Origin of the sequence: Paenibacillus turicensis, assembly GCF_050461185.1 — a bacterium.
In the GTDB taxonomy this organism is placed as follows: domain Bacteria; phylum Bacillota; class Bacilli; order Paenibacillales; family Paenibacillaceae; genus Fontibacillus; species Fontibacillus turicensis_A.
Window position 1 is genome coordinate 34,291 of record NZ_JBCMOR010000020.1, and the last position, 15,368, is coordinate 49,658.

The window sequence follows — 15,368 nt, forward strand, 5'->3', positions numbered from 1 at the left end:
GCTTTTTTCTATTTAATTTAATCTTAATTTTTTCAATAGGAGTGTTTTAAATGATAGTTGGTCTTCTTTGTAGACACTATAAGATTTATCAAGGTTTAAATTTTATTCCAATTTGTGATGACTATGAAAATCCATTTACTTTATTTATTGGTAATAACGCTGTAGGGAAGAGTTCTGTTTTAGAAAGCCTAAATACATTCTTTAATAATAGCAACTGGAATAGAACAAAAAATACAAAAGCAGAGGAGGCTTTTGTAGCACCTGTTTTTTTAGTGAAAAAGGATGAGATATTTCAAAATATTAAAGAGGATTATTACCGAATATTAGTAAAATTAAGTGATTATTTCTGGGAAGTAACTGATGAAGCAAATGCAAATTTAAAGAACAGTGAAGAGTTTGAGCACTTTTTTCGTTTTAGAGATGAGTTGAAGTATAGATATGGAAAGGAGAAGTACTTATTCTTTATTCTTGGAATAAATTATACTGAGAAATCCAAAGTTTACTATAGTACATTTAATACTCATCTAGAAAATAACTTAAGGGAAAGTGGTATTGACTTCCGAGATGGAATGATAATAAACGCTATAAGGGATTATTATTCATATATATATATACCAGTAGAGTCTGTTACCAGTGAGGTAATAAAAATTGAAAATAAAGAAATGCAAGATTTGATGAGTACTGATATCTTAGATGAAATTGATCACATTTTAAACGAAAAGAACTTCACAAAGCAAAATGGAACTAATGGGAAAATTAGTTTAATGGATTATTTAAATACAAATTTAGATGAATATATGAATTCAATTAATGAGACTATTGGGGTTATCGATGAAACTTATGCTTATAAAGTTGAGCAAGGGTATAAAAGGAAACTAACCCCAGCAGATGTAAGAAATAGAATTTTAGAGGCATATTTTTCTATTAGGACATTAAAGAAGGATAAAAAAGAGATAAATGAATTAAGCTCAGGAGAGCAAAGAATTGCACTAATTGATATAGCAACTGCATTTTTACAGAATAACTCACTTTCCAATAGGAGGAAAATTTTACTGGCTATAGATGAACCGGAGAACTCTTTACATATTTCTAAAGCTTTTGGACAATTTGAGAGACTGCATAATCTTGTTGGAAAAAATCAATTATTATTAACGACCCATTGGTATGGATCTTTACCTATAACTAATATAGGAAATATTCAGCATCTGGATTATAAAAAAAGTGGAGAAAGCCGAGTCTGTATAAACACTTTTGATTTAAATAATTATTTTGAAAAAAGAGGAACTCTTCCTGAAGACATTCAAATGAAAAGCTACTTTGACCTGACAGCTTCAATTTTAAGTTCAATTAGAGCTGAAAAATGTCATTGGATAATTTGTGAGGGAAGTGACGACAAACTTTATCTAACACATTATTTGCAAGGAATAGAAAATATTCGACTATTAAGTGTTGGTGGGTGTGGTAATGTAATTAAGGTCTATAGGTATTTATTTACTCCGTTCTCAGAGAAAGAGGAAAAAAGGGCTATTGAAAGCAAAGTATTATGTCTTATAGATACTGACGATATAATACATGATTTAGAAATTAGTAGTAATGTGAAGGGGAAACTTAAACTAGCTAGAATCCAAGAAGAAAGAAACCAAGATATTAAATTACAAGGTGTTTCGAAATCGGGATATTATTCGCCAACTGAAATGGAGGACTGTTTAAATCCACTAAAATATTATAATTCAGTGCGTGATGTAATAATGGAAACTGGAGATTCAGAATTGATTGCAATATTTAATAAGTTTAAATTTAGAGAGGAATCAGCATCTTCTAGGGTAAAATCTGAAGAGCAGTCAATATTAGAACCTATAGAATTAATACCTATTGAAGATAAAAGAAAAATTTATATTTTCTTAGATGATCACTATAATAAGTTTTTGATTGCTAAAAAATATACATCCTTGGAAAAAGGGGAAACACCTGAATTATTTGAAATAATAAAAGAATATTTTGAATAATCAATGTAAAGATCGTTTAAGATTATAATGTCTTAAGTAAGCTGGTAGCGTCAAGAATTATGTGTAAATGAAAAAAGCCTTGACCTGTAGAAGTTGTTGCTAGTTGGTGGTGAACATCGCCTCAAGTTCAGCCCGAGCCTGATCAAATCCAAGATGACACCGTGTAGCAAAACGTTGGTTGTAGTTTTCAAACTGAGTGACTAAGAATTTCTCCAGTGCCTCTTCATGAGGAAACTGCTCCTTGCGCTTCGTATATTTCTTCATCTGTTTGTTAAAGGATTCGATCAGGTTGGTGGAAAAGATGCTTTTCCAAATGGATTTAGGAAAACCATAAAAGCTAAAGAGATACGGGTTCTCTTGTAAGGATTTCACCACTTTGGGATAGCTACTTCTCCATTTGACACAGAATGAGTCTAGTGCCTCTCTGCCCCCCTCGTGTTCCGCACGATAGACCGTTTTAAAGTCTGCACAAATATCAGCCCGATCTGCGACTCTGACTTTATGCGCGATATTTCGTGCCACATGAACGAGGCTGGCTTGGTACTTTGCCTTTGGATAGACTTCAGCGATGGCGGAAGCCATACCAGCAAGTCCGTCTGAAATAAAGAGTAGCACCTCTTGCGTCCCTCTGACCTTCATATCCTGGAGCAGTTCATTCCATACGTAAGCAGATTCGTTGGGTGCAATGGCATAGCTAATCACTTCCTTATACCCATCTTCACGGATGCCCACAGCGACATACACGGCTTCTTTGGCTACGGTTTCTCGTTTCACGGGCACATAGGTGGCATCCATGTACACACAAACATAACGGGGAGACAGCGGTCTATTCATAAAGGCATCCACATGCTCTGTCATGACATGCGTCATATTGGATACGGTTTGCGGGGGATAGTGATGTCCATACATTTTTTCGATTAAATCTGCGATCTCGGTCATCGTTACGCCCTTTTGGAACATGTGGATGACAAAGGATTCCAGGGTGTCATTGGAACGTTTGTAGGGAGCCACCGTCTATTGCTTGAACTCTCCGTTTCGATCTCGAGGCATGTTTAGCTTTAAGTCTCCATACTCCGTGTGAAGTGTACGCACATAGACCCCATTTCTAGAATTCCCAGAGTTTATGCCGGCTCGGTCGTATTTTTCATAGTCTAAAAAGGCAGACAACTCCCTTTCCAGCAAATGATTCATGGCAGATTCTAGATGAGTACGAAAAACTTCTGTAATATCCTGTTTAGCGACTAGAGCTTGAACTAAATCTGTTGTAAAATGATTCATAGGGAAGACCTCTCTTTGAATTGGTGTGTGGTAACTTCAATTCTACAAGAAAAGGTCTTCCTTTTTCATTGGTTTCTATTTACACATAATATTTTACGCTCTCTGCTAATATTTCGATTTATAAAATAATAAAAACCTTAATTTATTATTCTATAAATTCACATTAACAATGAATAGTTAAAGGAAATTGTTGGGTATTGTCGAATAATACATAGTATTACATAAATAGGGGGTATTACTATGGATTTAAAAACAATTAATAATCCGTTTGGCAAAATAATATCTGTTTCTGGAATGGATATTACGATTGAGGTAGATGATAAATTACGGCTTAATAATTTAGAGCAAGAGATCGTTTTATCAGATGAAACTGTTAGTCTATATGTAGGTACAGTAGGAGATATATTTGTTATAGGGGGACCTTCAACATCTGATTCAATTCATTATGGTATCTTTGAAGAAGTCAGATTGGTTTCAGAATCGGAAAAAAATCATGAAACCAAGGCTGTTATCATTGCTAAAGTTATTGGGTATCAGGATCCAAGGGTAAAAGCTACTTTGCAATTTAAAAGAGGGATTGGTCATTATCCAAAGTTTAATTCACTGTGTTACTTATTAACGGTTGAAGAAAAGCAACAATTATTTTCACTTAGCAGTGATGGATTGTCAATTGGTAGTGCTACTGGTTTTGCAGATGAAGTAGTTCGAATACATACAAACAAATTTTTATCTAAACATTCTGTCATATTAGGTTCTACTGGTTCAGGTAAATCGTATACAGTTGCAAGTATTTTACAGAAGGTTTTAAAAGAGCATCCCTTTAGTCATATTGTATTTTTTGACTTGCATGATGAATATTACTCTGCCTTTAGTGGAGATGAATACCAAATAAATAAGATAGAGGCTAGTAAATTTTGTTTGCCCTATTGGATATTAAATTTTGAAGAATTCCAATCAATATTTTTAGGGGATATCGACTACACTAAAAATACAGAGGAATTTCGTGCATTAAGAGAACAAATAACCAAATTAAAAGAGGAGGAATTTGAAAAAATAAAAAAGGGAATTGGTACTGTTGAGCGCATAAACATAAACTCACCAATGTATTTTTCATTTGAAAGTTTAGTTAAGACCCTAGAACGTTTGAATAAACAAACATTTTGGAAATCAGATGGAGTAGAGGCTATAAATGAAGAAAATGGACAGTTTTTATCAAATTCAGGAAGTAGTAAGGTTGATAGGAAAGACAAAGATAAAGATCAAGTTTTACAAGGGCCATACTTTAATAAATTAACTCAGATAATAGATAAACTCAAGAGTATTAATTTAGACAGAAGATACCAATTTTTGTTTTCTAGTAATGATGAAAATTCTTTATTTTTAGTTGAATATATAACCCAATTACTCTCAATACATAAAGATAATCTTAATACTCAACTTACAATTTTAGATTTTTCTAAAATTCCTTCAGAAATAACTCCGATAATAATCGGTATGATTGCAAGGATTAGTTTTGAATATAAATTGTGGGATAATGATCCCAAAAAATTACCAATCTATTTAGTGTTTGAAGAAGCTCATAATTATATTCCAAGAGAAAGTACTCAATTAACGAAGTTGCCACAGAAATATATAGGAAGAATAGCTAAGGAAGGTCGAAAATATGGAATCAGTCAACTCATAATTAGTCAGCGACCTTCAGATTTATCAACGACTATTATTTCACAATGCTCTAATTTTTTTGTGCTGAGAGTGACAAATCCTGATGATCAATCTTTTGTTCAACATGTATTACCGGATCATTTAGGTGCCCTTTCGAGCATGATACCTTTTTTTGAAAATGGAGAAGTGTTAGTTGCAGGTGAATGTATAGTTATACCTACAAAGGTAATTATTGATTTACCTAAGCCACTACCTAACTCAAGCGATGTTCAATTTACAACTGCTTGGAAAAAGGAATTAGAAGACTATAATGTTTTAGATACGATTAAAAATTGGTGGGAAGTAAGCAGCAATGAGTAAATTTATTGAAAGCATATATATTAAACATTACCGTGGATTTAAGGAAGAGCACAAAATGGATTTATCAGAATTTGGGAAAATATCGTTTTTAATTGGGCCCAATAACTCAGGTAAATCTTTAATGGCAAGAATTTTTTCAGTATTTGATTCAAATATCAATAGTGTTAATAGTAACTATTTTGCATCAAGTTTTTGTGATCGGGATTTTTTTGGATTTGATGTTGAACAACCGATTCAGATAAAGTTTGAATTGAATACAGGACTCTTAAAAGACAGTCAAGATGCAGATATTTTGAGAATTAAAAATTTGGGAAGAATTCAACTTTGTTTTGAAATTAGAAAAACAGTAGGGCATTTTAATTGTTTTATCTATTTAAAATATAATGATAAAGACTCTCACTGTTTCAATATGAATAGTTCTAGAATGGAGTACAATGAAAAGTTTTCATTAGTGTTTACATCTAGTGATATTAATAAAGATAAGGTTGAGCGTACTTGTATAAAATTATATGAAGAACTAAAAAGTAGAATACTTATTTTCGATTCAATTCGTTCCTTTGATAGAACGAGTTATAGTACATTTTTTAGAAGTGGTGCAGAATTAATAAACTGGTTAAGTGATAATAAAAATCCAAGTGAAACCTCTAAAGTTCGAAGTACATTAAGTAGTTGGTTAAAAAATGAATTTAATTTAGATGCCCCTCTACATATTGGGGTAGATACTAAAAAAAAACAATTTATTTTTACCTTTGAGAACCATCTCGATTTATCTTCTCAGGAAATCGGAACTGGTTACACAATGTTGTGTATTCTCTTAATGGAGATTGCAAGAGGCAAGAAAAATTTTGTGATCATTGATGAGATAGAAAGTCATCTTCAACCTGGTCTTGTGAGGATATTGATAAAAATATTACGAGAAAGTACGCAAACACAGTATATTATTGCTACACATTCTCCTACAGTAATTGAATCTTCCTTAGAACATGATCTGCTCTATCGATTTACTAAAAAGGAGGGGAAGTGTTCATTTAATGGTTTTTTTAGATCTCTTAATCAAACAGGTAGAGATGCTAGAATACTAAGGGAAGTTGCAAATGAACTAGGAGTAATACCTGGGGATGCCTTTTTAAGTAATTCGGTTATCTGGGTCGAAGGACCATCAGAAATGTTTTGGGTAAGAGCATGGTTACGGACTTATTTTGAGATTTATAAAAGAGAAAAACATATCAAACTAAATATAATAGAGGGATTACATTATACTATCTTAATGACTGGTGGTAGCAATATTGCACATTACTCCTATTCAGAGGATGAAGTTGAATTAATTAATATTGATGATGATTGTAAACTAAATGTTTTAAAAGTGAATCCTAATCCTTTTGTTATTATTGACTCAGATAATGCTAGTGAGAGAACAGAAAAATATAAGAGAATGTTTAGAATAGCAATTGAATTAAAGGAACAAAACAAGTTACTTCCGATAGTCGGTTTTTCTCAGGATGATGCTACATTTGATATCAAAAAATTACCTAACTTATGGGTTCTAGAAGGGAGAGAACTTGAGAATTATGCTCATCCCGAGCTTATAAAACAATTTTATCTGGCACTTCATAATTCAAAAAAATCAAAAGTTTCAGGAGTGAATGATTCAATAAACTGGGATGTTTTTTCTAAGGAGAAAGGAGTTGGAACTTTACTAACAGAACAGGGGATAACTGGTGTATCAGAATCTAGTGGTACTATAAAACATAAATTACAACTGGCACGTTATGTATTTAATAACTTTGATCAAAAATATTTAGAGGCAAACCAAGTTGGAATTATCAAAGCAAATGAAGTAATGATGGAAGACTTGTTAATTAATTTAAATAAGTTAGTTGAATATATTTTGAAGGTTAACAATTTATATTAAACAGCTATTTATTGCTCTACTAGTAAATAAGGAGCTATCAAAATGCACATTAAAATGACATTTTGATAGCTCCTATTATTCAATTTAATATACATTCTCTAAGCTCACCCCACCTTAACCATAGAAATCCAGACCGCCATCACATTCATACGATCATAAGTCAAACGCAGGGCTATTAGTAAACTCGTAATTGGAATTCGGACAACACTCGCTCAAAATTCTGTTCTAAAATTTATGAATGGAACTATGCTCTTCAGGTTACAGACCCGTTTAGAAAATAGTATATTTTTGATTGGAATTTGAAGTAATTCGAATCCTTCTGGCAATCCAGCTTGAGGTAAGAAGTAGCCAATCATATAGGATAGTTTCTCTCCATACCGATTGTGTACAGCATAAAATGAACTTGATCGTTCTCCCTTATTCCTGAAGCAATTCGGATTCGATTAACCGTACCATTTGATATACATGTCGTCCAAAACTCTGGTACCTCAAATAAATGTTTTTTCTTAATTTGCATTAACAGAAGTTGGGACTCGATACATTGAAAAATAGCTTAAATGCAGCAATGGTAAGCCGTCTACGCCGAATGTATTCAGCCAAGGTCACATTAGTGATGAACGAGAACATACGTTGAAAATGGTAGCTTGAACAGAAAGCAATCTTAGCTAATTCATTTAAATCAATTTCATCAGATAGATGGGTTTGCATTATTCATGCGATCTAGCCAGTTCATAGCGATCCTCCTTTCAGTTATGATTATAGGAGAGGATAGGGAACGATACCTTGCAATTCTTGCACAGAATAATCATGTTCGATATGGTGATAACAATATCATTCATGTAGAATTTTGCTAGTTTGCTAGTATACATAATCAGGTGCAGAAACATAACATGTACACTCGCCCTTCCCCTTTTGCAACTGAAGTCAAATATTTAACAATCGCTCTTGATATGATCGAAAGTGAAAGGAGGGACGCCTACCATGTACGAATGGAATCAGATGGTTCAGCTTATGGTGGATTGGATGGATACTAACATTACAGAGAATACATCGCTACTTAAGATGTCTGAGCAGTTGGGGTATTCGCCGTATTATTGTTCTAGGCAGTTTAATCAACTGACAGGATTGACGTTGCGAGATTATGTGTGGCATCGCAGGATCAGTCGTGCTGCCTTAGAGCTACGTGATACAGATGCACGTATTCTGGATGTTGCGATAAAGTATGGGTTCTCCTCACAAGAGGCGTTTACACGTGCTTTTACGAAGGCATTTCAGCTTACACCATCTGCTTATCAGAAAGCGCCATGCCCCATCCCACTTGCGATTCGTCAGGAGGTATTCTCTCCTTATCATTATTTGATGAAGGAGCGGGATAAGATGAGTAATGTACATTTACAGCCAGCAGAGATTAAGGTGGAGGTCATTCCAGCACATAAATTTATTGGCATTTGGGATATTTCTGCAAATAACTATGGAGATTTTTGGAGCAAGGGTCATTCCTGTGATGAAATCAGTGGAACCTTAGAAAGTATGTCTAATCATACCCTTACTGGACAGTTAGGACAGACGGCTGGATGGTTTTATGTAGATGGGGAAAAGGGATATTTATATGGCATTCCAGTTTCGAGTGATTATGATGGACCTATTCCGGCAGGTATGGAGTGTAGGGATATTCCTGAATCAGAGTATCTAGTCTTTTTCCATCCTCCCTTTGATTATTTAAAAGATAATGGTGCTGTGATGAGAACGGTGGAGGAAACCGCTTGGAATTTTGACCCTGAGAAGCTAGGTTATGAATGGGATGAAGAATCGAAGCAGGATTATCAGAGGCACTTTCCAGAAGGATATGGGTATGCGGTGCTAAGACCCGTGAGAAGCTATAGTCTGTAGAAGAAGCTTAATCTAGGTCACTGAATAAAAGGATAACTTTAGACTTTACATTAATTTTATTGAGAATTTCTTATATGAAAATGATTTCAAATATTAATGCACTTTGTGAGGAATAGCAGATCTCATGAAGTGCATTTTTTCCTACATAATAAAATAGGAACGTATAATTCCAAATCCTGAATAAGTAAAAAAGAGGGAGGATATCATTGGTTAATAATAGTGACATTTTAATATATCGGACTGAAGATGGAAGTACAAAGTTTGATGTGAAGTTGGAGAATGGAACGGTGTGGATGACTCAGAAAGCAATTGTGTAGTTTTACCAGAAAGGTGCCAGTACGATTAGCGAGCATATTAAACATATCTATGAAGAGGCAGAGTTAGAAGAAGCAGCAACAATTCGGAAAAACCGAATAGTTCAAACTGAGAGAAAACGGCAGGTTGAACGTGAGGTTTCTTTCTAAAATCTTGAAATGATCACTGCCATTAGTTATCGTGTACAGATTTCGACGAGTTTGTTAAGAAGAAAGATTTAAAATGACACAAACCAATTCACTATATTTTCATAACAACTAATTAACATGAACAAAACAATCAAGTGTCAATCATATTTCAATGACTTCAATCCCGACAATAACTCAGGGTACTCAAACACGAAGCCATGCTCCATCGCTTTGGCAGGTAATACTCTTTGCCCCTGTAGCACAAGTTCCGACATTTCGCCCAGCGCAAGCTTCAGTACTGGTGCTGGAACGGGGAACCAATGTGGACGGTGATAGGCAGTGCCGAGCATACGTCCAAACTCATCGTTCGTTACCGGGTGTGGTGCGACAGCATTAAGCGGACCCTCGATCGATGATTGATGTACGGCATAGTCTATCAGCTTGACGATATCACTTAGCATAATCCATGACATCCATTGCTTTCCGCTACCCATACGTCCACCGAAACCAAGCAGATATGGGAGCTTAAGCATATTAAGGGCGCCGCCACCATTTCCCAGCACAATGCCGGTACGTAGCTTAACAACTCGTGAGCCGCTTTCGGAATAGGCTTTATCCGCCGCAGCTTCCCAGAGCTGTACGACATGTGAGGGAAAGTCGGATATGTTGGCTGGAGAACTTTCGTCAAAGGTCTTGTCCAGAGAAGTGCCGTAAATACCGACGGCTGAAGCCTGAATAATGACATTTGGCTTCGTATGAAGTTTTTGCAAAAGTCGCCCAGCATCATTTACCACTGTGAGTCTGGACTGAATAATGAGGTCCTTATTTTTCTGGCGCCAGCGCTGATTCAAACTGGCGCCCGATAGATTGACCCAGCCATCTGATCCTTCAGCCAGTTCGGGATTTGCTTCTAATTCAGCCCAAGTGGTGCTGGAGGCAAGAGGAGACGGGGGAGTTACCGCCTTTCGACCAACTAATATGACTTCATGACCTTCCCGCAACCAGTAATCTGTTAGTGCACTGCCAATAAAACCACTTGCGCCAAAAATAATAAATTTCATCCAGCTTTCTCCCCCTGTTCTTTGCCATTAATTAAAGATAAACGAAATTAAAACCTTTATATATTATATCTTTAATTTATGAAAATTGCTAAACAGCGAACTTAGTGCGAAGCGTATCTGATTACGTGTTTTGAGCACCTGTACTACTTTCTATACCGCCTGTCATGCTCCCAGCCTAATCCTGATACGTGTCCCACAGATGCCATCAGCATCGACATATGATTACTTCCATCAATCCCTAAATACTCATTCATGTCCTCATCCATCAAATGACCGATTGTGGCTACACCCAGCCCGAGTCCAGTGCCAACGATTTGTAGATTTTGTGAGACAATGCCTGAATCCCAGAAAATATATCGATATGCTCGTTCTTTATACTTGTCCTCTGTACGCTCCAACACAGCAGTCCAAATGAAATTAACTGCACAATGGCGCGTCATTTCCTGATTCTCAGTGAGTAGATAAGCAATCTCTGATACCTCCTCCAGTTTTAAGCCTTCCAACGTCCACCGTTCAACATCTAGGTGATATAATCCCTTTTCTAAGCCTGTTACATGGTTGACCATCAGATAGGTTTCAATCGGATATAACCCTCCAGCGGATGGGGTGGTACGAAGCTCATAACCATCATGTGTTGCCGTAATTCCTTGTGCGCCCCATAGCAAAATATTGAGTTCGTTCAAGGAAAGAGGAACGTCAGTAAAGTTTCGTTTAGTACGGCGGGTTTTGAGAATTTCCCATATATTTATGGTCTCTGGAAAATCTGGTTCTCCTAAAGGAATGTGAAGGAGTGCATCTTCATATCGAAGATATTTAGGCGGTACTTTGGAAAAGTCGTATTTACTAGCCCAACCTTTTTCTAAATCACCAACCTTGTATGAGGTTGCTTCTATAAATTGCTGACCTATGTTTTTCCAATCCGGGTGCATGAATCATTCCTCCTTATTTCGCAATAGAAGTGTCTCCTACATATTTCTCCTACATATTGCTTATAGCGAAGTATACGATTAGGTATTGGATTAGTAAAATTATGGTTTATAATATATACCATTAGTATTTACTAATGAATATTAGAGGTGAAGGAAGCATGACATTATTGCAATTACAGGTGTTGATCGCGGTTTCAGAGCACAAAAACTTTACGAAAGCGGCGGAAGCATTAGGCTTTACGCAATCGGCAGTTTCTCAAATGATCATTAGCCTAGAAAAGGAATTGGAAGTTGTTTTGTTTGATCGAAGTAGGAGAGGGATCACAACCACTAACATTGGTAAGCGGATGGTTAAACATGCGCGAGATATAATACGTATTACTTCCTACATGAGAGAGGAAGCAAATGCTGCTCGCGGAATGGAGGCGGGGACACTACGAATCGCAGTCATTTCCAGTGTTTCTCCAAAGATTTTGCCTGGTATTATTAGCTCATTTCGTAGGCTGTTCCCTCAGATCGAGCTTGTGTTATTTGAAGGAAGCAACGAAGAAATTCAGACATGGCTTACGGATTCTGTTGCAGATGTGGCTTTTATGACCGTGCCTGATAAAAAGTTTCACGTCTTTCCTTTGCTTAAGGATGAAATGAAGGTATACGTTTCCAACTACAGTCCGCTTAAGGAGGAAGAGTATCTTACTTTCGAACAACTTACAGGGAAATGCTTTCTCATGGTTAAGGATACTGGGATTAAAAGCTTGCTACAAGACCATGGCATCATACCTGATGTTACGTTGGAGGTGAGGGACCCGATAACGATTCTCTCTATGGTACAAGAAAGAGTGGGGGTTACAATTCTGCCTGAACTATACGTTCCTGAGGTTTTACCTAAGGTTACTGCGATTCCTCTTCGTCCAGCTATCAGTCGGGAGCTAGTCATTGCTGTTCGTGACCAGTCATACATTTCTCCAGTTGTGGCACAATTTATTGTGCATAGTCAAAATTATTTAAAAAAAGCAGCCTTGGCTGCTTCTGATTGAGTTGCTTAATTTTACGCTTAAATGAACCTTATTAACCCCTCATGCACGTCTTCTTCTTCAATCCATGTTCTCACGACCTCTGCAAACAATTGAGGATTTTCATAACTCCATGCATGATTTAAACCTGGCACAAGTGCACCTTTACTATTAGGTAATGCTGCTAAGAGCTTACGAGCATTGTTTCGCACAAGTGCACCTTCTCGTTCTCCAGCAAGAACTAGCACAGGATGAGTGGAGGGAGTGGGTACTTTAATTTCTTTCATTAATCCGTACATTTGGCGCATGGTTGAGGGCGTTACTTTTTCCATATCAAGTTCAATATCGTGGGCGTAAACCGCAGGGATACTCAGACCTTTCATCATGGACGCTGTCATTTTTTTAGACGACATGAAGGCATAAGTTGGTGATACCAACATATTAATTAGCGCAACTTTAAAGGGACTTAACTGCGGGGAAGATCCTGTGATGATTACAGATAAGATAGAGTCTGGAGAAGCTTCAAGCAGCTTTTGTGCTAAAATACCGCCCATAGATAAGCCTACAATATGTACAGGTCCGTATTGAGATAACAAAGGAGTAAGTTCCTCTACACACTTATCCGCTGTTAATGGTGTGATGGAGGAACTATCACCATGACCGGGAAGATCGGGTACGATGCAGTAATAGTGCTCCTGTAGTAACTTTGTGATATCATCCCACATTTTACCACTAAGTCCACCGCCATGTAGAAACAGGATGGATGGGTTTTCAGGCTGACCGCTTGTTTTGTAGCTTAACATCATAACGCCCCTTTCAAATGAAACTGATAGTAGTATTATACCTATATTAAACGAAGTAAACTAACAATTAGGAGAGAGTAAGTGAGTGTTTTTTATTTACTTTGTCTGTCTTTACCACTTTCAAGGGGGATTGATCCTTAATAAATTTAGTACCGTCACTAGTTTGAGTAATTCTTTCAATTAAATAAGTCCTTGGAAAAAAACGCATATTTATATGATCCTGATCAATACCTAGATGGACGTAAGCTTGCTCTGTTGATACATAGGCTAGTAGTTTAGCTTGAATTAATGAATGGACATCTCTAGCAACAAAATCTAGTAATATTTGAGGAGAATCTATAATAGAAGGCAGTAAGTAGAAAAAGATTAACTTGTCTTTCGCTGAATTGAATTTCCCTTTATTTAGCCTTTTTAAGTGTTCTTTTGTGATTATACCATTCTGTATATTACGAAAACCTTCTATACCAGAATATTTATGAAGATCCTTGGATTTAACAGAACCTTTGGCTATTCTTTCGATACCAAGTAGATGACAAAGATGCTTCTTATGAAACTCTAAATGAATAGTTTCGCCATTATCCAGTCTAAAAATAAATATGTATGGTTCTAGGTATTGTTCGTAGTATTGTTGTAGTAACTTAAGAGATATTTGATCTATCCTAGGTTTTGAAGTTAATTTAAAGAGTGTCTCCGCATCAAGCATCATTAATTCTCCTTAAGTATGTAAAAAAACCTGATGAATTAACATCAGGTTTTAGTCATAATACTAAGACGACATTGGTTTCCGTATCTTATTTATTGTCCCTACGGCGTGGAATCGAGGGTCGCCTCCCCGATGACCTTAAGGTCCATTTACTTATATCTCCATTATACTCTGAATTATTCATTGTAGCAACCATTTAGCTTTGTATGTGATATGCATTTCGAATAATATATGATATTTCAAGATAATGACTATATTGGAGACTCAGTTCGCTCTGTTTCTTACTTTTAAAAAATAGACCAATATACAATCGCCCATTTTCACAAATAGAATTGACAAATCCTTCTTCATCTCCTATAATTACAATTAACAAAAGGTTAAATGTTATTAGAAACCTGGTTTAACTTTATTTTTATAAATACAAACAATAATTTTCTTACTTTTACTGTACCTCAATCTTAAAAAGAAGGGAGTTCAAATTCATTGTCTAACGAGCAGGCATTACAGCAATATGATGTTAAAAAATATAGAACACCAGACGGTTACACCTCGGACATTGCGATTTTTACGATTGTGTCAGAACAGCAGGAGTTTAAGCCCCCTGTGATGGATTTGAAGCTAATGCTTATACAGCGCAGTATGACGGATAGTGAAGGTAGACCCAATATGGAAGCGGGAAAATGGGCGTTGCCGGGTGGTTTTGTTAACCCAGATGAAACAGCCTTTGAGTCGGCTAAGCGCGAACTAATGGAGGAAACAGGGGTCACCAATATTCATTTAAAGCATTTTGGGGTATATGATACTCCAGGTCGTGATCCACGAGGTTGGATTATAACGAACGCACATTACGCAATTGTGCCAGAGCATCGCCTCCAAGAACGCCAAGCCAATGATGATGCCAGTGAGGTAGAATTGTTTTCGGTAAAAGAGGTGCTGAAGCTAGACCTTGCCTTTGATCATAGACAGATCATTCAGGACGCGATTGAGGTCATTACGCGTGAATTGCTAGAGACGACGGTCGCTCAATCCTTTTTACCAGAAAAGTTTACGTATTCTGAATTACAGGCGGTGTTGCTCACAGTGAGTAACGATTCTGCGATTTCACTTGATGCAGCCTTTGCTAGAAAAATTAAATCGTTACCTTTTATTGAAGAGGTAAAGGGTGAAAAAACGACACGTACGTCTAAAAAGCCAACACAGCTTTATCGTTTCGTGGACGTGCCAGTCAACCATTCAATTTACCATAACAAGCGATAATAGTAATGAAAATTGCTAAAGTATAATTTGATTATTTGATTTTGCTTTTCA

The 15,368-nt window shown here is 36.3% G+C and carries 11 protein-coding genes and 1 pseudogene; 6 read left to right on the forward strand and 6 right to left on the reverse strand.

All coding sequences use genetic code 11. The features are described 5' to 3' along the window. The first annotated feature begins 50 nt into the window (after positions 1–50). Complete coding sequence (locus tag ABE099_RS20100) at positions 51–2,006, forward strand: AAA family ATPase (RefSeq protein WP_430033304.1); 1,956 nt, start codon at positions 51–53, stop codon at positions 2,004–2,006. 99 nt (positions 2,007–2,105) lie between these two features. Here the strand turns inward: ABE099_RS20100 and ABE099_RS20105 are convergent. After that, a pseudogene (locus tag ABE099_RS20105) lies at positions 2,106–3,284 on the reverse strand (IS256 family transposase). Between the two features lie 240 nt (positions 3,285–3,524). Here ABE099_RS20105 and ABE099_RS20110 point away from each other — a divergent pair. Together ABE099_RS20110 and ABE099_RS20115 are read left to right on the forward strand one after the other, a co-directional pair. Continuing rightward, positions 3,525–5,306 carry an ATP-binding protein gene (locus tag ABE099_RS20110; protein ID WP_430033306.1) on the forward strand — a complete coding sequence of 594 codons (1,782 nt, stop codon included), beginning with the start codon at positions 3,525–3,527 and terminating at the stop codon, positions 5,304–5,306. Further along, positions 5,299–7,218 carry an ATP-dependent nuclease gene (locus tag ABE099_RS20115; RefSeq protein WP_430033309.1) on the forward strand — a complete coding sequence of 640 codons (1,920 nt, stop codon included), beginning with the start codon at positions 5,299–5,301 and terminating at the stop codon, positions 7,216–7,218. The genes ABE099_RS20110 and ABE099_RS20115 overlap by 8 nt, the downstream gene beginning before the upstream one ends. A gap of 516 nt (positions 7,219–7,734) precedes the next feature. On the opposite strand, the gene ABE099_RS20120 is transcribed toward ABE099_RS20115, so the two are convergent. Beyond that, positions 7,735–7,926, reverse strand: coding sequence for a hypothetical protein (locus ABE099_RS20120; protein WP_430033311.1), 192 nt, complete (start codon positions 7,924–7,926; stop codon positions 7,735–7,737). Between the two features lie 273 nt (positions 7,927–8,199). On the opposite strand from ABE099_RS20120, the gene ABE099_RS20125 reads away from it, so the two are divergent. Beyond that, positions 8,200–9,108, forward strand: coding sequence for a helix-turn-helix domain-containing protein (locus ABE099_RS20125; RefSeq protein WP_430033314.1), 909 nt, complete (start codon positions 8,200–8,202; stop codon positions 9,106–9,108). A 601-nt stretch (positions 9,109–9,709) separates the two neighbouring features. Here ABE099_RS20125 and ABE099_RS20130 read toward each other — a convergent pair. Both ABE099_RS20130 and ABE099_RS20135 read right to left on the reverse strand, forming a co-directional pair. Further along, complete coding sequence (locus tag ABE099_RS20130) at positions 9,710–10,612, reverse strand: TIGR01777 family oxidoreductase (protein ID WP_430033316.1); 903 nt, start codon at positions 10,610–10,612, stop codon at positions 9,710–9,712. 143 nt (positions 10,613–10,755) lie between these two features. After that, entirely contained in the window at positions 10,756–11,541 is a 786-nt protein-coding gene (locus ABE099_RS20135; RefSeq protein WP_430033318.1) for a SagB/ThcOx family dehydrogenase, read from the reverse strand. Positions 11,542–11,699: 158 nt separating this feature from the next. Between ABE099_RS20135 and ABE099_RS20140 the strand changes: the two genes are divergently transcribed. Further along, complete coding sequence (locus tag ABE099_RS20140) at positions 11,700–12,578, forward strand: LysR family transcriptional regulator (protein WP_430033320.1); 879 nt, start codon at positions 11,700–11,702, stop codon at positions 12,576–12,578. A gap of 17 nt (positions 12,579–12,595) precedes the next feature. On the opposite strand, the gene ABE099_RS20145 is transcribed toward ABE099_RS20140, so the two are convergent. Together ABE099_RS20145 and ABE099_RS20150 are read right to left on the reverse strand one after the other, a co-directional pair. Then, positions 12,596–13,357 carry an alpha/beta fold hydrolase gene (locus ABE099_RS20145; protein ID WP_430033322.1) on the reverse strand — a complete coding sequence of 254 codons (762 nt, stop codon included), beginning with the start codon at positions 13,355–13,357 and terminating at the stop codon, positions 12,596–12,598. A 67-nt stretch (positions 13,358–13,424) separates the two neighbouring features. After that, positions 13,425–14,060 carry a PBECR4 domain-containing protein gene (locus ABE099_RS20150; RefSeq protein WP_430033324.1) on the reverse strand — a complete coding sequence of 212 codons (636 nt, stop codon included), beginning with the start codon at positions 14,058–14,060 and terminating at the stop codon, positions 13,425–13,427. A gap of 483 nt (positions 14,061–14,543) precedes the next feature. Here ABE099_RS20150 and ABE099_RS20155 point away from each other — a divergent pair, with 483 nt between their 5' ends. Beyond that, positions 14,544–15,317, forward strand: coding sequence for an NUDIX hydrolase (locus tag ABE099_RS20155; protein WP_430033326.1), 774 nt, complete (start codon positions 14,544–14,546; stop codon positions 15,315–15,317). The last annotated feature ends 51 nt before the right edge of the window (positions 15,318–15,368 follow it).